13 protein-coding genes are annotated in these 18,270 nt (G+C 34.3%); 9 read left to right on the forward strand and 4 right to left on the reverse strand.

Features of this window, described 5'->3' with window-relative positions; all coding sequences use genetic code 11:
• Window positions 1-37 precede the first annotated feature (37 nt).
• The 6 genes from QSV08_RS07135 to QSV08_RS07160 all read left to right on the forward strand — a co-directional run bounded on the left by QSV08_RS07135 (window position 38) and on the right by QSV08_RS07160 (window position 10,654).
• A complete protein-coding gene (locus QSV08_RS07135; RefSeq protein ID WP_324027714.1) occupies window positions 38-874 on the forward strand; it encodes a universal stress protein in 837 nt (278 codons plus the stop codon).
• 179 nt (window positions 875-1,053) lie between these two features.
• Entirely contained in the window at window positions 1,054-3,885 is a 2,832-nt protein-coding gene (gene uvrA / locus QSV08_RS07140; protein WP_324027715.1) for an excinuclease ABC subunit UvrA, read from the forward strand.
• Between the two features lie 41 nt (window positions 3,886-3,926).
• Window positions 3,927-4,613, forward strand: coding sequence for a TIGR00730 family Rossman fold protein (locus QSV08_RS07145; RefSeq protein ID WP_303599267.1), 687 nt, complete (start codon window positions 3,927-3,929; stop codon window positions 4,611-4,613).
• 8 nt (window positions 4,614-4,621) lie between these two features.
• Window positions 4,622-7,471: a metalloprotease gene (locus QSV08_RS07150; protein WP_324027716.1), complete on the forward strand. Its 2,850-nt coding sequence runs from the start codon at window positions 4,622-4,624 to the stop codon at window positions 7,469-7,471.
• Between the two features lie 157 nt (window positions 7,472-7,628).
• On the forward strand, window positions 7,629-10,040 hold the full coding sequence (locus tag QSV08_RS07155; RefSeq protein WP_324027717.1) for an alpha-ketoacid dehydrogenase subunit alpha/beta: 2,412 nt from the start codon (window positions 7,629-7,631) through the stop codon (window positions 10,038-10,040).
• Window positions 10,041-10,276: 236 nt separating this feature from the next.
• Window positions 10,277-10,654: a DoxX family protein gene (locus QSV08_RS07160; RefSeq protein ID WP_324027718.1), complete on the forward strand. Its 378-nt coding sequence runs from the start codon at window positions 10,277-10,279 to the stop codon at window positions 10,652-10,654.
• 3 nt (window positions 10,655-10,657) lie between these two features.
• Here QSV08_RS07160 and holA read toward each other — a convergent pair whose 3' ends face one another.
• Window positions 10,658-11,659: a DNA polymerase III subunit delta gene (holA, locus tag QSV08_RS07165; RefSeq protein ID WP_324027719.1), complete on the reverse strand. Its 1,002-nt coding sequence runs from the start codon at window positions 11,657-11,659 to the stop codon at window positions 10,658-10,660.
• 26 nt (window positions 11,660-11,685) lie between these two features.
• Here holA and QSV08_RS07170 point away from each other — a divergent pair, with 26 nt between their 5' ends.
• From QSV08_RS07170 to QSV08_RS07180, 3 genes are all read left to right on the forward strand, one after another.
• The gene (locus tag QSV08_RS07170) at window positions 11,686-12,132 is read left to right on the forward strand and encodes a type I restriction enzyme HsdR N-terminal domain-containing protein (protein ID WP_303599270.1); all 447 of its coding nucleotides are present in this window, start codon (window positions 11,686-11,688) and stop codon (window positions 12,130-12,132) included.
• Window positions 12,133-12,144: 12 nt separating this feature from the next.
• Window positions 12,145-13,146: a glycosyltransferase family 2 protein gene (locus tag QSV08_RS07175; protein WP_324027720.1), complete on the forward strand. Its 1,002-nt coding sequence runs from the start codon at window positions 12,145-12,147 to the stop codon at window positions 13,144-13,146.
• A gap of 100 nt (window positions 13,147-13,246) precedes the next feature.
• Window positions 13,247-14,101: an OmpA family protein gene (locus QSV08_RS07180; protein WP_324027721.1), complete on the forward strand. Its 855-nt coding sequence runs from the start codon at window positions 13,247-13,249 to the stop codon at window positions 14,099-14,101.
• A 77-nt stretch (window positions 14,102-14,178) separates the two neighbouring features.
• On the opposite strand, the gene QSV08_RS07185 is transcribed toward QSV08_RS07180, so the two are convergent.
• Genes QSV08_RS07185 through QSV08_RS07195 form a run of 3 tightly spaced genes read right to left on the reverse strand, consistent with a single transcriptional unit; the run spans window position 14,179 to window position 18,074 of the window.
• Complete coding sequence (locus tag QSV08_RS07185) at window positions 14,179-14,802, reverse strand: L-threonylcarbamoyladenylate synthase (protein WP_324027722.1); 624 nt, start codon at window positions 14,800-14,802, stop codon at window positions 14,179-14,181.
• Window positions 14,803-14,811: 9 nt separating this feature from the next.
• The gene (locus tag QSV08_RS07190) at window positions 14,812-15,702 is read right to left on the reverse strand and encodes a glycoside hydrolase family 16 protein (protein ID WP_324027723.1); all 891 of its coding nucleotides are present in this window, start codon (window positions 15,700-15,702) and stop codon (window positions 14,812-14,814) included.
• Window positions 15,703-15,746: 44 nt separating this feature from the next.
• Complete coding sequence (locus QSV08_RS07195) at window positions 15,747-18,074, reverse strand: ATP-dependent helicase (RefSeq protein WP_324027724.1); 2,328 nt, start codon at window positions 18,072-18,074, stop codon at window positions 15,747-15,749.
• Between the last annotated feature and the right edge of the window lie 196 nt (window positions 18,075-18,270).

Raw genomic sequence — 18,270 nt, forward strand, 5'->3', positions numbered from 1 at the left:
TCATCAACTATTTACTTTTGCACGGTAAGTCGATTGAATGAAACACATTTTAATACCCTCAAATTTTTCAAGCAACTCATGGAATGCGCTTGAATATGCTGTAAATCTGTTCACTAATGAACAGTGCATATTTTATGTACTACATGTAGATGAACTAAGCAATTCAGATATTCATGGTAATTCTTTATTGGTTATGACGAAACCAAATCGAATCTCATCTAAAGAAAGTTTACAATTACTTTTTAAAAAAATATCAAATTTATGCACTAACCCATTGCATCAATTTATTGCATTAGAAGAGTATGGTAATTTCATTGACATTGTAAAAAAAACGGTAGAAGCTAAAAAAATTGATATAATAGTCATGGGCACAAAAGGAGCCAAGGGACTAAAAGCTTCAGTTATTGGCACCAATACAGGTAATGTAATAACCAAAGTAGCTTGTAATGTATTAGTAATACCTGAAAATACGATTATAAAAGTACCGAGTAAGATTGCTTTTCCGACAGATTTCAATCTGTTCTACACCTACCCTATTTTAAACTCGATTACAGAAATACTAGAAATTTCAAATGCTAAATTAGATGTTATTCATGTGACACAATTTAAACCCAATTTTTCAAATTCTCAAGTAATCAACCAAGCCTATCTAAACGATTATTTAAAAGAGCTATTTATTGATAAACATAGCTTTAATCATATTCTAGGTAAAAGTGTTAGAGATTCAATTTTAGATTATATTTCAGACAATAAAATTGAAATGCTGACATTGGTTGCAAAAAATTTAAACTTGTTTCAACAAGTATTCTTTAACAACTCGGTTGAAGAATTAAGCCACCAAACTTCAATCCCACTGTTTGTAATGCATGAATAAAACTTTGTAAGCTTTACAATTGTTTTTATTCCATTTAATATTTTATGAGCTATAAAATTCTATTAGGACTCTATTAAGCGATTGCATCAACAATTTAAGATATTCAGTCTTTTCAAAGAACACAAGAACGTATGTAATTAGCACTCAAAATCGTACTTTTGCAGCTTTGCTATGAATACATGATTAATTTTGAAGAAAATATAGAAGTTAAGGGCGCACGCGTTCATAACCTTAAGAATATAGATGTTACCATTCCCCGAGATAAACTGGTTGTTATTACCGGCTTATCTGGTAGTGGTAAATCTTCGTTGGCTTTTGACACTATTTATGCTGAAGGGCAAAGACGTTATATCGAAACCTTCTCTGCCTATGCAAGACAATTTTTAGGAGGTTTAGAACGACCAGATGTTGATAAAATTGATGGTCTATCTCCTGTTATTGCTATAGAACAAAAGACAACCTCTAAATCGCCACGATCTACGGTTGGTACTATCACTGAAATATATGATTTCTTAAGACTACTTTTTGCCCGTGCAGCAGATGCGCACAGTTATAATACTGGCGAAAAAATGGTGAGTTATAGCGATGAACAAATTAAAAACTTGATCATTGAATCGTATAACGGAAAGAAAATAAACATACTTGCACCGGTAATTAAATCTAGAAAAGGTCACTATCGCGAACTATTTGAGCAAATTGCCAAGCAAGGTTTTGTAAAGGTTCGCGTTGATGGTGAAGTAAAAGATATCGTCAAAGGCATGAAAGTGGATCGCTACAAGGTTCATGATATAGAGATTGTCATTGATAGATTAAAAGTTGTTGAAAGCGAAGATTTTCATAAACGTTTATCTGAAACTATAAATACAGCCATGTATAGTGGCGATAATGTATTAATGGTTTTAGAAGAAGGTACCGATTTACCAAGATATTTTAGTAGAGATTTAATGTGCCCTTCAACAGGTATCTCCTATCCTACCCCTGAGCCAAACACATTTTCATTTAACTCACCAAAAGGCATGTGCCCTTACTGCAGTGGCTTAGGTCATGTGTACGAAGTAAATGAGAAGAAGATATTCCCTAATAAAAAACTGTCGATTAAAGGCGGCGGAATAGCCCCATTGGGAGACTATAAAAAATCTTGGGCATTTAAACAGATTGAGACTATAGCAGAACGTTATGATTTTCAAATCACAGATCCTATAGATACTATTCCTGCTGAAGCCATTGAGATTCTTTTAAAAGGAGGCAAAGAAAGTTTTGAAGTAGACTCTAAAACTTTAGGTGTAAAACGCACTTATAAAATTGATTATGAAGGAATTTCTAATTTCATAAAAAATCAGTTCGAAGAAGCTGCCTCAACATCAATTAAACGATGGGCAAAAGAATATATGGACAGAATCACTTGTCCGTCATGTTCAGGTTTCCGACTTAGAAAAGAATCACTTTACTTCAAAATAGAAGATAAAAATATTGCCGAGCTTGCTAATCTTGACATTGTTGAATTAGCAGCATTTTTTAATGGTTTAGATAAAAAACTTAAAGGCAATCAGTTAAAGATAGCCGAAGAGATTATAAAAGAGATCAGTACTAGAATTCAATTTTTACTAGATGTAGGCCTCGATTATTTATCATTGAACAGAAGCTCTAAATCGTTATCTGGTGGCGAAGCACAACGCATTCGATTAGCAACCCAAATTGGATCCCAATTGGTAGGTGTACTTTATATTTTAGATGAACCAAGTATCGGTTTACACCAACGAGATAATGAAAGATTGATCAAATCATTAGAATCTCTTAGAGATATTGGCAACTCTGTTATCGTGGTCGAACATGACCGCGATATGATAGAAAGAGCTGATCATGTAATTGACATAGGTCCGAAAGCAGGTAAAAATGGTGGAGAAATCATATCTCAAGGTACGCCTGAAGAATTGAAAAATGTTCATACGCTTACTGCCGATTATATGACCGGTGTTAAGAAGATTGAAGTCCCTGAAAAGAGAAGACCGGGTAATGGTCATGAAATTGTATTATCTGGTTGTACGGGTAATAACTTAAAGAATGTAACCGTCAAATTTCCGTTGGGAAAAATGATCGGAGTTACGGGAGTATCTGGTAGTGGTAAGTCAACCTTAATCAACGAGACGCTTTATCCAATTATGAACGCCCATTATTTCAATGGCGTTAAAAAGCCAATGCCGTATAAGAAAATTACGGGGCTAGAGCATATCGATAAAGTTATTGATATCAACCAATCACCTATTGGTAGAACACCTAGATCAAACCCGGCTACATACACTGGTGTATTTAGCGAAATACGTTCACTGTTCGCAAAGACTACCGAAGCAGCTATTAGAGGCTACAAACCTGGTAGATTTAGTTTTAATGTAAAAGGTGGGCGATGCGAAACTTGTCAAGGAGGCGGTTTACGTGTTATCGAAATGAATTTCTTACCAGATGTTTATGTAGAATGCGAAACCTGTAATGGCAAAAGATTCAATAGAGAAACGCTAGAAATTCGTTACAAAGGCAAGTCCATTTCAGATGTTTTAGAAATGACTATTAACGAAGCTGTATCATTTTTTGAACTTATTCCGAAAATACATCGTAAGTTAAAGACCATTCAAGATGTGGGCTTAGGTTACATTTCACTTGGGCAGCAATCTACTACCCTATCAGGTGGTGAGGCGCAACGTATAAAATTGGCTACAGAACTTTCTAAGAGAGATACGGGTAATACCTTCTATATTTTAGATGAGCCAACAACCGGACTTCATTTTGAAGATATTAGGGTTTTAATGGATGTTTTGAATACATTAGCTGATAAAGGAAATACCGTGTTAGTTATTGAACATAATATGGACGTAATTAAAATGGTAGATTACATCATAGATATCGGTTACGAAGGCGGACGCTCAGGCGGGCAGTTAGTAGCGAAAGGAACTCCCGAGCAAGTTGCAAAAGACAAGAAAAGCTACACCGCAAAGTTTTTAAAGAGAGAATTAAATTAATAATTAGATAAAAATTATCTAAATAGCATATAAAATAAAGAATGAGATCAGAAAAACATCATAAAGGCTGGAACGAAATAAAAACCAATGACTCTTGGGCCATTTTTAAAATAATGGGCGAGTTTGTAAATGGTTTTGAACGCATGAGTAAAATAGGACCATGTGTATCTATTTTTGGTTCTGCCAGAACAAAAGAAGAAGACCCATATTACAAACTAGCAGTATCTATTGCAAAATCTATTGCAGAAGCAGGTTACGGAGTTATTACTGGTGGTGGACCAGGTATTATGGAAGCTGGTAACAGAGGTGCAAACCTTGCCGGTGGTACATCTGTAGGTTTAAATATCGACTTACCTTTTGAGCAACATGACAATCCGTATATCGATAATGACAAGAGTTTAGATTTCGATTACTTCTTCGTAAGAAAGGTAATGTTCGTAAAATATTCTCAAGGTTTTGTAGTAATGCCCGGCGGATTCGGAACATTAGATGAGCTTTTTGAAGCTATCACCCTTATTCAAACTCATAAAATTGGAAAATTCCCTATTATTTTAGTGGGTAGCGAATTCTGGACCGGACTTATGGATTGGATAAAAGGCACTATGCTTAAAATGGGAACTATTAGTCCTGAAGATTTAAATCTTATTAAAATTGTAGATACAGAAGAAGAGGTTGTTGAAATTATAGATTCATTTTACAAAGGACACAGCATGAGTCCTAATTTTTAATTCAGACCTTGACAAACAATTTAAAATTACTTTTCTACCTGTGCATAGTAACATTAGTTACCAATGTAGCTACTTGCTATGCACAGTATGATACAGACCTTACCGTTAGCCTAAACGAGTATACCAATGAATTGGATATTCGTCAAGAATTCACCTATTACAATAAATCGAACTACAATTTAGGTGTCATTTATTTTAATGACTGGGCGAATGCCTATTCAGATAAAAACACAGGTCTAGCAAAAAGGTTTGCTCAAGAATTTAAAAAATCGCTTCATTTAGCAAAAGCAGATGAACGTGGTAAAACCACTATAATTAGTGTTGTCGATGATTCTTATAACGGACTAGAATGGAGTCGAACAGAAGGTAAAGATATTTTAAAAGTCACATTAGCCGATTTATTACTCCCTAATACATCGACAAAAATTTTCATCACCTATAAGGTGAAATTACCACCAAACAAATACACTCCTTACGGCTACGGTAGCAGAGGAGATTATTACTTAAAAGATTGGTATTTAACACCAGCTGTATACGACGGCAAATGGCATTTGTATTCAAATAAAAATCTTGAGGATCTTTATATGAATGAAACCAATACCACCATTAATTTCAAATATCCCGATAGTTTATACCTTGCCTCTAACTTTGATGTAAAAACTGAATCAACATTCCCTAACGGACAATTTGCTAAATTAAAAGGAAACTTGCAGCGTGGCGGAGAAATTATTCTGAATACACAGAAAAATTTCTATACGCACAGAACGCCGTACATGACATTCTTGACAGATTTTAGCGCTCCAAGATATAGCCCAATTGGTCAAGGTCTATCTATAAATAAGGTTGCCAATTTCATTCACTCAAATCTTGGCGATTATCCTCATGAAAAAATATTAGTTAGTGAGCTTGATTATAATAAAGACCCACTTTATGGCATAAATCAACTCCCCTCTTTTATACGTCCTTACCAAGAACAGTTTCAATTTGAAATGAAATTCTTGAAAACGGCAATCAATAGTATTTTAAGAGAAACCATGTTCTTAAATCCAAGAAAAGAACAGTGGCTGAACAGCGCTATAGCAAATTATTTGATGATAGCGTATATAGAAAAATACTACCCCGATCAAAAATTAATGGGGAAACTATCTAAAATTTGGGGCTTTAGAAGTTTTGAGCTGGCAAAGATGGATTTTAATGACCAGTATTCTTTTTTATACAATTTAACCGCCCGTAAAAACTTAGACCAAGCGCTTCAAACATCAAACGATTCGCTTATTAAATTCAATCAAAAAATAGCGAATAAATATAAGGCTGGTTTAGGCTTGGCATATTTAGCAGATTACATTGGCAAAGAACACGTAGACCAAAGTATTAAAACATTTTTTGAATATTATCAATTGAACACGGTAAAGGTTCATGATTTTGAATCGATTTTAAAACGCTCTACCGAACAAGATATCAATTGGTTTTTTAAAGACTATGTTTCTACTGATCGTAAAATTGATTTTAAGATCAAAAAAGTAAAGAAAGAAACAGATTCATTACATGTAACGATTAAAAATAAAGAAGGCACCAACGTACCCATTTCCGTATTTGGGCTTAAAAAAGATTCGGTAGTTTCTGAATATTGGTTCAAAGATATTGAGCTAGAAGAAACCTTTGCTATACCGAATAATGAAGAAGATAGACTGGTATTAAATTATGATCAAAAAATACCAGAATTCAATCAACGTGATAATTGGAAGTCATTAAAAGGATTTTTATCGAGTAACAAAAAACTAAAGTTCACTTTTTTTAAAGATGCAGAAAACCCATATTACAATCAGGTATTCTATGTTCCAGTAATAAGTTTTAATGTTTATGATGGATGGACCCCGGGTATGCGTTTATATAACAAAACCTTACTCGAAAGACCTTTTGTGTATGACTTCTCGCCTTCTTATTCTTTCAAAGAAAAAGCTTTTGTAGGATCAGGGAAATTCAGCTACAGAAAATACTTAAGTAAAAGCGGATTGTATGTAGCCCAATATAACATAGGTGCCGGTACATCTCATTTTAATGAAAATTCTCGATACTCATCTATAACGCCATCTTTGAGCTTTGGTTTTAGACCTGCAGATTTACTATCGAATAAAAGGGAGTTTCTATCATTTAGATATGTGAACATTTTCAGAGATTTTGATCCAGCATTGGTAAGTTTATCAAATGATCCAGAGAATCCTGATTACAGTGTATTTAATGCACGATATACCAGCAGAAATAATGGCATATTAGATTATAATTCCTGGTTTGCAGATTTTCAATTAGCAGGTAGTTTTAGTAAGCTCTCGTTTGAATATGAATATCGAAAACTATTTGAAAACAACAGACAATTAAATCTTCGATTTTTCGCTGGTAAATTTCTTAGCAACAATACAGACACAGATTTCTTTAGTTTTGCACTTGACCGCCCTACAGATTATCTTTTCGATTACGGCTATTTAGGTCGATCAGAAGATTCTGGTATTTACAGTCAGCAGATTATTATCGCCGAAGGCGGATTTAAATCTTTCTTGGATCAACAATATAGATTCTCTAATGATTGGATGGCGACCGTCAATGGTAGTTTCAATCTATGGAAATGGATTGAATTATATGGTGATGCAGGTTTAGTAAAAAATAAAGGTCTTGATGGCAAATTCGTTTATGACTCTGGTGTACGTTTAAATCTAGTAACCGATTACTTTGAACTTTACCTACCAGTTCACTCAAATAACGGCTGGGAAGTTTCACAACCCAACTATGGTGAAAAAATACGTTTTATCATTACGGTAAGTCCGAAAACCTTAACAGGACTATTCACAAGAAAATGGTTTTAAACTATTAATTCTCAATACAGATAGTATTTTTTTTAACTAAAATTCAGATATTTTCAATAAAATACCAAATTTGTTGAAAAATATGGAATAAATTAACGGGTAACAGCGTTGCTAAAAAGTACTTGATTCGGTAATTTTGTAAAAACACGTATAATACATGGATGTTTCTTCTAAAACCAGTAATGATATTTCTTTTGAAGATTTCAAAGAACAAATTATCAATGACTACGAAATTGCTTTTTTAAGCAGAACCTGTAGTTTATTGGGAAGAAAAGAAGTCCTTACCGGTAAGGCTAAATTCGGCATCTTTGGAGACGGAAAAGAGCTACCTCAATTGGCAATGGCCCGTTCTTTTAAAAATGGTGATTTTAGAAGTGGTTACTATAGAGACCAAACGTTCATGATGGCATTAGGTCTTTTACAGCCTAAAGAATTCTTTCACGCCCTTTACGCTACCACAGATATTGAAAAAGAACCTATGAGTGCCGGTAGGCAAATGGGTGGTCACTTTTTAACGCATAGTTTAAATGCTGATGGCAGTTGGAAAGATTTAACAAAACAAAAAAACAGTAGTGGAGATATTTCATGTACTGCAGGGCAAATGCCACGTCTTTTAGGGCTGGCCCAAGCCTCTAAGGTATATAGAAATCAAAAAGGTTTAGATAGCGCCAAGTTTTCTGTAAACGGAAATGAAATTGCATGGGGTACCATTGGCAATGCCAGTACTAGTGAAGGAATGTTTTTTGAAACAATAAATGCTGCAGGTGTATTACAAGTACCTATGGTTATTAGTGTTTGGGATGATGAATATGGTATTTCTGTACCCGCAAAATTTCACACTACAAAAGAAAATATATCAGAAATTCTATCTGGTTTTCAAAGAACTGAAACCGAAAAAGGATACGAAATTTTAAGAGTAAAAGGTTGGGACTATACTGCGTTAATGCATGCCTATGAAAATGCTGCAGATATTGCAAGACAAGAGCATGTACCGGTATTAATTCATGTAAATGAATTAACACAACCTCAAGGCCACTCTACTTCTGGATCACACGAGCGTTACAAAGACAACGAACGTTTAGAATGGGAGCGTGATCATGATTGCAATAAACGTTTTAAAGAATGGATTTTAGAATCTGGCATTGCAACCTCTGAAGAATTAGAATCTATTGAAAAAAGAATTAAGCGTACCGTTAGAGAAGCTAAAAAGCAAGCTTGGGACGAGTATTTAAAAGACAATCTAACAGAGAAGTCTGTATTAATTAATATAATAGAAAAAGCAGCCTCTAAAAGTGCTAACAAAAATTTCCTTAATAAATTAAAGAATGATTTAATTGCAATTGAAGAGCCACTACGTAAAGATTTGGCAATTGCAGCAAGAAAATCTTTACGTTATTTACTAGGAGAAAATACGCAAGAAAAGCAAGATTTAATACAGTGGACTTCCACCTTTCTAAAAGAATCTCAGCATAAATTCAGCTCGTATCTTTATAGCGAAAATGATAACAAAGCGACAAACGTCACTGCCATTACACCTATATATAATGACGATGAAGAAGAGGTAGATGGTAGAGTTATACTTAGAGATAATTTTGACAAGTTATTTAAAAAATACCCTAATACCTTAATTTTCGGAGAAGATACAGGTGCTATTGGTGATGTAAACCAAGGTCTTGAGGGTATGCAAGAGAAATATGGTAAAATACGTGTTGCAGATACCGGTATTCGTGAAACAACCATTATTGGTCAAGGTATAGGTATGGCGTTAAGAGGTCTTAGACCAATTGCTGAAATTCAGTACTTAGATTATATATTTTACGCGCTATCTACTCTTACAGATGATTTAGCGACATTATTATATAGAACAGCTGGTAAACAAAAAGCACCCTTAATCATTAGAACAAGAGGTCACAGACTAGAGGGTATTTGGCATTCTGGATCAGAAATGGGCGGATTAATACATTTACTAAGAGGAATGTACATTTTGGCTCCAAGAAACATGACACAAGCTGCCGGTTTTTACAACACACTTTTAAAGAGTGATGAACCTGCATTAGTAATAGAAAGTTTAAACGGCTATAGATTAAAAGAAAAGAAACCTAAAAATCTTGGTGAGTTTTGCACTCCGATCGGTAGAGTTGAAACTTTAAAAGAAGGTAGCGATATCACATTGGTTTCTTATGGATCGACACTACGTATCGTTGAAAAAGCAGCCAAAGAATTAATTGAAGTTGGTATTGATGCCGAAGTAATAGATGCACAAACCCTACTACCATTTGATATTGAAATGGAAGTACTAGAAAGTGTTAAAAAGACAAACCGTTTATTAGTAATAGATGAAGATGTACCTGGCGGATGTTCTGCATATCTTTTAAATGAAATTGTAGAAAAACAAGGCGCATTTGAGTATTTAGATAGTAAACCACAAACCTTAAGCGCAAAAGCACATAGACCTGCTTACGGTACTGATGGTGATTATTTTTCTAAACCGAATAGAGAAGACATTTTTGAAAAGGTATATGCGATAATGCATGAAGTCAATCCTGATGACTATCCGAAATTGCGATAATAACAACAATTTTAAGTAAGAAAAATCCCATGATACATGGGATTTTTTTATGCCATAATTTCTCTCGCAAAATTATTTTAATAATTTAACGAAAACTTACAATCTCTTAACCAGTTGAAAACTAAGCAAACTCGAAATTTCAATTTAAAAAACAAATGATTTAACACCATTCGAACACCAACAAATCTTAAAAAAACAAAAAAAATCGATACTTTTAAAGGAAATAATGAGCATTCATGAAAAACACTTTATTAAAAGATATTGGTCTAGCTTTTTTTAGAATAGCAATTTCAGCCATGATGTTAACCCATGGTCTTCCAAAATTTCAAAAGCTTATTTCTGGTGATTTCCAATTTGCAGATCCTTTTGGTATTGGTGAAACACCTTCATTATTTTTAGCTGTAATCGGTGAATTTATTTGTCCTATTTTAATCATTATAGGTTTTAAATCGCGTTTAGCAGCAATACCAGTAGCCATCACTATGGCAGTAGCAGCATTTATCACTCATGGTGCAGATGATTTTGGCACTAAAGAAAAAGCCTTATTTTACCTAGTAGCCTTTGTTACCGTTTCATTATTAGGGCCGGGTAAATTCGGAATCGACAAAAAGTAATCGTTATACTATTTTAAAAAGAAGTTCTTTAAGTAGATCAGCTTCCTTCATTGGTGATGCCCCTACTCCTTTTCCTTTTAAATCCATTTCACGAAGACTTGAGATAATTCCGCTAACTTTCTTCATCGGGTAGTTACGTGCCGCAGTTTGTATTTCAGTTACAAAATAAGGGTTAATACGTAATGCACTAGCCACATTTTTTGGTGAATGATCTGAAAGTCCGTGATACTGCAACAACTGCGTAAAAAACGAATGCAACAGGGTAATCGTTAATATAAACGGATTGTCTTTCGGGTTCTGGGCAAAGTAGTTGATAATTTTAGTCGCTTTCAAGATATCTCTATCACCAATAGCCCTTTTCAACTCAAAATTATTATAATCTTTACTGATACCGATATGCTCTTCAATATGCTGTGGGTTTATCTCGGTCTGTTTGGGTAGAACTAATTTTAGCTTATCAAGCTCTTTGCTAATCTTACCTAAATCTGTTCCTAAGTACTCCACAAGCAATAAAGCAGCTTTGTGAGATATGGTGTAACCTCGGCTTACCAAATGCTTTCTTAGCCAATCGCTAACCTGATTCTCATATAATTTTTTACTTTCAAAAACTACTCCGTTCTTTTTAATAATCTTGTGTAGCTTTTTACGCTTATCTAACTTCTTGTATTTATAACAAATAACAAGTACCGTAGATTGCTGAGGATTTTCTGCATACGAACAAAGATTCTCTATAGTACGCGAAAGGTGTTGTGCCTCTTTTACAATAACCACTTGCCGTTCGGCCATCATCGGGTAGCGTTTAGCATTACCCACAATATCTTCAATAGATACATCACGACCATAAAGCACCATTTGGTTGAAACCCTTCTCTTCTTCGGTCAACACATTAGCAGCTATATAATCAGAAATTTTATCAATGAAATAAGCTTCTTCCCCATACAGGAAATAAATAGGGCTAATCTGCCCTTTCTTAATTGCATTGACTATTTGTACGGCTTCATCCATTCAGAAAAAATCATCAACTTTGTATAATGCAGCCACTAAATTTCCCTAGCTACACTTTCAGGGTCAAAAATAGCGAAAATAGAACCTTGATCTTTGACGTTATACGTAAAAAATTTTTGGTGCTTACTCCCGAAGAGTGGGTAAGGCAACATGTCGTTCAGTTTCTTATACAAGAAAAGAACTATCCATTGAGCCATATTAACGTTGAAAAGCAAATAACACTTAATGGTTTAAAGAAAAGATATGATGTAGTTGTATTTAAACCTAATGGTGAACTTCATATACTAGTAGAGTGCAAAGCACCAGAAGTTTCAATATCTCAAATGACCTTCGACCAAATCGCTCAATACAATTTTAAATTGAATGCTACCTATCTGATGGTCACTAACGGACTCTCTCATTATTACTGTCAAACAGACTTTGTTGCGGAAAAATATGAATTTATGCAAGAGATTCCTGATTTTAGCCGTTAATTTGCGATCGTTTTGAAGATAGCCGTAGTCATATTAAACTGGAATGGTGAAGTGCTTTTAGAAAGGTACTTGCCTTCTGTTATCAATTATTCTGCTGATGCAGATATATACGTCGCAGATAATGCTTCAACAGACGGCTCTGTTGCATTTGTCAAAGCCAACTACCCAACAGTAAAAATTATACAGAATACAGAAAATGGTGGTTTTACCAAAGGTTATAATGATGCTTTGGTACATGTAGACGCAGACATCTTTTGTTTATTGAATTCAGATGTAGAAGTAACTCCCAATTGGTTAAACCCAATTATAGATGCCTTTACCACTATACCTGATGCTGCTATCATTCAACCTAAAATTTTAGATTTACTTAAAAAAGACCACTTTGAATATGCAGGCGCTGGCGGTGGTTTTATTGATCAGTTAGGTTACCCATTTTGTAGAGGTAGAGTTTTTCAGACTTTAGAAAAAGATGAAGGTCAATACAATGATATTCGAGAAATTTTTTGGGCAACAGGAGCCTGTATGTTTATCAAGAAAGAAGTTTTTCAAGAGTTAAAAGGATTCGATGAAGATTACTTCGCCCATCAAGAAGAAGTAGATTTATGCTGGCGTGCAAAAAACCATGGTTATAAAATATTTTACGTAGGCACATCTAGTGTTTATCACTTGGGCGGTTCTACGTTAAGTAATATGAACCCGAAAAAAACATATCTCAATTTCAGAAACACATTATTCTCCATCACCAAAAACCTTCCGAGAAGAAAAGCATTTATAATTATTTTCTTAAGATTACTCTTAGATGGTATTGCGGCAATACGATTTCTTTTCCAGTTAAGATTCAAACACTTTTTCGCTATTTTCAGGGCACATTTAAGCTTTTACCGACAGTTTAGAAAAATGTATAAAAAGAGAGAAAAATCCCAATTTCTCAGAAATTATTACGCTACGAAGTCCATAGTATGGTCTTACTTCGTACATAGGATAAGCAATTTTAACATTTTAGTAAAAGATTAACTATCATGTCATATAAGTAACTTCGTAATTATATAATTTTGAAGTCGCTTAGATGCGAAAAATTGAGTAAACCACTAAATAATTATAATAGAATAGAATTATGAAAAAAGTATTATTAGGATGTCTTACAGTAACGCTTTTACTTTCATCATGTGTATCTTCAAAAAAGTACGCAGATCTTGAAGCTAAGCACAAAAGTGCACAAGATTTATTGAATTCAGCGACAGTAAAATTAAATGATTGTTTAGAAGAAAAAGCAACTGCTTCATCTAGACTTCAAACTTTAGAAGATCAGAATTCGTTTTTAAAGGCGAACAACCAAGAGTTGATCAACAATATGGGTAACTTAACAACTTTGACTACCAAAGGTGCTGAGAACTTAGAGAAGTCATTAGAGAGCTTACAAGAAAAAGATTTAACTATTCGTAAGTTAAATGATGCAATTACACGTAGAGATTCTGTAAACCTTTCTTTGGTACAGAGCTTAAAAGGTGTTTTAGGAAACTTGGATGATGAGGATATCGAAATCAGCGTTGAAAAAGGTGTTGTTTTTGTTTCTATTTCAGACAAATTATTATTTAGCAGCGGTAGCTACAATGTTACTAGCAGAGCTAAAGAAGTTTTAGGTAAAGTTGCTAAGGTTGTAAATAACAAGCCTGATTTTGAGTTCTTAGTAGAAGGTCATACAGATGACGTACCTTACAGAGGTAACGGTTCTTTATTAGACAACTGGGATTTAAGTGTTAAACGTGCTACAGCTGTTGTACGTATACTTCAAAATGATTTCAACGTAGATCCTAAGCGTATGACTGCTGCTGGTAGATCAGAATATATTCCAATTTCTACAACTGAAAAGTCTAAAAACAGAAGAACTCGTATCGTTGTTCTTCCAAAAATCGATCAGTTTTATAGCATGATTGAAGAAGGAATGAAAGATCCTGCAATCAATAAATAATACCTGATTAGTATATAAAATTAAAGCGGCTCAATTGAGCCGCTTTTTTTATGCTTATAATTTAGATAAGAAACTATCTATATAATATCTAAACTTCCTTTACCCTCACGTATAACCTCTGGCAATCCGCCTGTAGAGACATCTATAATTGTAGAACCTACATTACCGCCGTAACCACCATCTATAACAATATCAACTAGGTTATCCCATTTCTCAAAAATTAATTCTGGGTCAGTTGTATATTCTAATACATCATCATCATCGCGAATAGAAGTAGATACTATTGGGTTACCCAATTCTTCAACTAGAGCTTTAACAATACTATTATCTGGCACACGAATACCAACCGTCTTCTTCTTTTTAAATTCTTTCGGTAAATTATTATTACCTGGCAAAATGAACGTATAAGGTCCTGGCAAAGCTCTTTTTAATATTTTGAATGTAGCAGTATCAATTTGCCTAACATAATCTGAAAGGTTACTTAAATCTGTACAAATAAAAGACCAATTTGCTTTCGCCAATTTTATCCCTTTTATACGAGCTATTTTCTCAAGTGCCTTAGAATTAGTAATGTCACAACCTAAACCGTAAACCGTATCGGTAGGATATATAACTAAGCCACCTTTACGCAATACTTGCACTACCCTTTTTATTTCTTTAGGGTTAGGATTCTCTTCGTATATTTTGATGAATTCTGCCAATTGTTTTATTTAATTTACTTGATATACTCTAATATAGTCTACTTCCATTGTAGCCGGAAAAATTAATGGGTCAACACCTTCTAGTCCTCCCCAATTTCCACCAACTGCAATATTCATTAAGAAATAAAAATGATTAGAAAACGGCCAATTATCTACCGTGCTATTAGCTGGTCTTTTAAAGATAAACTGAATATTCTCTATATCATCAACATAAAATTTTATGTACTCTGATGACCACAAAATTCCAAAATTATGGAATTCTTCCTCAATTGTTTCCAATTCCACGGCACCAGAAGTAGCTTCAGTACCGTTGGTATGATTATTTGCTTTACTATGAATAGTAAAATGAGTTTTATTTGGTTTAAAACTCACATATTCCATCATGTCAATTTCTCCACACAATGGCCAACCGGCTGTTTGTATATTACTACCCAACATCCAAAGTGCTGGCCAGGTACCATTTCCTTTATGTTCTGGTAATTTTGCTCGAATTTCCATTCTACCAAACTTAAAAGACTTCTTGCTATTTAAACGAGCAGATGTATATTCTCCTTCAATGGTATTATCCGTATTTATTTTAGCCGTAATTTTCAAAGTACCATCACTAACCTCAGTATTTCCTTCTGGTCTATAATTTTGGAGCTCATTATTTCCCCATCCGTTATTACCAGTTTCAAAAGACCAATTTTCATTTGAAAGTGTTGTTCCATCAAATTCATCGCTCCAAACTAAAACAGCATTATCCCAATAATCACTTGCATTAGGATCTTTAACTATCTGTTCAATTTCTTCAGAATCCGACTCTACAAATTGTGTCGAATCAGGTTCTTTTATATTAGAACTTGAACATCCAAAAAGGAAAATTGTCAGTAAAACCGAATATAAGCTGCTTTTTTCCATGTATTCCTTATCAAGTTAAGCCAAATTTTCGAAAAAAATAAACATTATCCCAATACCTCTAACTTTGCGAAACGTAGCAATAGTTTTTTTATATCTCCTTTATCGAACATTATTTCTGCCTTTCTATCATTACCTGAGCCTTCAATTTTTACGACCTTACCACGACCAAAACGGGTATGATTAATTAGAGAACCCACAGTAAGGCTCGGATCAATTGTATTGGTATTACCAACAGGTTCTGATAGTTGTGGTTTTAGTTTACGTAATTTTTTAAGTTGCCCTGTGTTAGGTTGACCAACAATTGGTGGTGTACCCCTTACCGGCTTATCTTGACGTAATCTACTCTTATCAACTTCTCCGAAAATATCAGCATTTATAAGCGGCTTATAACGGTAACCGCCATCTACCGGAGTAAGATTTTCAACATATTTCTCATCTATCTCTTCTAAGAATCGACTTGGTTCTGCATCTATCAATTTACCCCATCGGTATCTATTCTGGGTATATGTTAAATATGCTTGTTTCTCTGCTCTGGTCAAAGCAACATAAAACAACCTTCGCTCCTCTTCTAACTCGCTACGGGTACTCATACTCATACCAGATGGAAAAAGGTCTTCTTCCATACCAACAATATACACGTACGGAAACTCTAGTCCCTTTGCCAAGTGAATGGTCATCAATGCTACCCTATCGTCATCACCGGTATCATTATCTAAATCTGTGGCAAGGGCAACATCTTCTAAAAATTCACCAATGTTCCCTGTTGCTCCATCAATCTCTCTTTGACCTTCTACGAAATCTTTAATACCGTTTAAAAGCTCTTCAATATTCTCCATCTTACCAATACCTTCTGGAGTTCCATCCTTTTTAAACTCTAAAAGAATACCCGTTTTCTTGGCAACATGCTCAGACAACGCAAAAGCATCTGTAGTTTCATTCATGACCTGAAAACTCTTGATCATGGTTACAAAGTCTGTTAATTTACGTTTAGTACCCGCATTTATTTTTAAATCGATGCGGTCTATATTTTCCATAACCTCAAAAATGGAACGGTTGTAATGATTGGCAGCAACAACTAATCTATCGAGAGTAGTACCACCAATTCCCCTTGCAGGGAAGTTTATCACCCTTTTTAAAGCTTCTTCATCTTTTTGGTTAATGACCAAACGCAAGTAAGACAACACATCTTTAATTTCTTTACGTTGGTAAAATGAGAGTCCGCCATAAATACGATACGGAATATCTCTTTTACGCAAGGCATCTTCCATAGCCCTAGATTGGGAGTTTGTTCTATATAATATACAAAACTGACCATTGGTCATTTGTTGCTGCATTCTATGTTCCCAAATAGAATTTGCTACAAACCTACCTTCTTCGGCATCGGTAGTACTTCTATGAATTTTAATAGTAGGACCATCATCATTATCCGTCCAAACTACTTTTTCAATTTGATTTTGATTTTTTCCGATTACGGAGTTCGCAGCATTTACAATATTTCGGGTAGAACGGTAATTCTGCTCTAAACGATACATACCTACATTATCGTAATCTTTTTGAAAGTTCAAAATATTACTAATATTGGCTCCCCTAAAAGAATAAATACTTTGTGCATCATCCCCTACCACACATATATTCTGAAAACGATCAGCCAAAGCCTTTACAATCAAATATTGAGAATGGTTAGTATCTTGATACTCATCAACCAATATGTATCTAAATCGATTTTGATACTTCGCCAACACATCAGGAAAACGTGTTAAAAGCTCATTGGTTCGTAGCAGTAAATCATCAAAATCCATCGCACCTGCCTTATAACAACGTTCTACATAATTTTCATATATATCACCTGTTCTAGGTTTTTTAGCCATAGCATCTTGCTCTACCAAATCTGCATCATTACGGTAAGCTTTTACAGTAATCAAGCTATTCTTAAAAGATGAAATTCTATTTTGAATCTGCTTATATTTATAGATATCCTTATCAAGCCCCATTTCCTTTATAATTGAAGCTAATAATCGCTGAGAATCTTGCGTATCATAAATGGTAAAGTTGGCTGGATATCCCAATTTATCACCATCAATACGTAATAATTTTGCAAAAACGGAGTGGAAAGTTCCCATCCAAAGGTTTTTTGCTTCTGCATTACCCACAATATTAGCAATACGTGCTTTCATTTCACGTGCTGCTTTATTGGTAAATGTTAATGATAAAATATTAAAAGAATCTACCCCCTGCGCCATAAGGTGTGCAATTCTATATGTAAGTACACGAGTTTTACCTGATCCAGCACCTGCAATAACCATTAAAGGTCCGTCTTTATGCAAAACCGGAGCCTTTTGGGCATCGTTCAATTCATCTATAAATGAGCTCAAATTTTCTTTTTTTTAGTCGTGTAAATTTAGCCATTATTGAGGGATAGTAAAAGTGAAGTGTTTTAGATTTGTAAACAATAGATGGTATTTCTTTTCATTTTGAATATATTTAAACTTTAATTCCGCAAAAAGAGATTACCATTCGATACATTTGAGTCTTAAATGACCGACTGAAACATAGAGAACAATTTAATAT

The organism is Maribacter sp. BPC-D8, from assembly GCF_035207705.1.
Taxonomy (GTDB): domain Bacteria; phylum Bacteroidota; class Bacteroidia; order Flavobacteriales; family Flavobacteriaceae; genus Maribacter.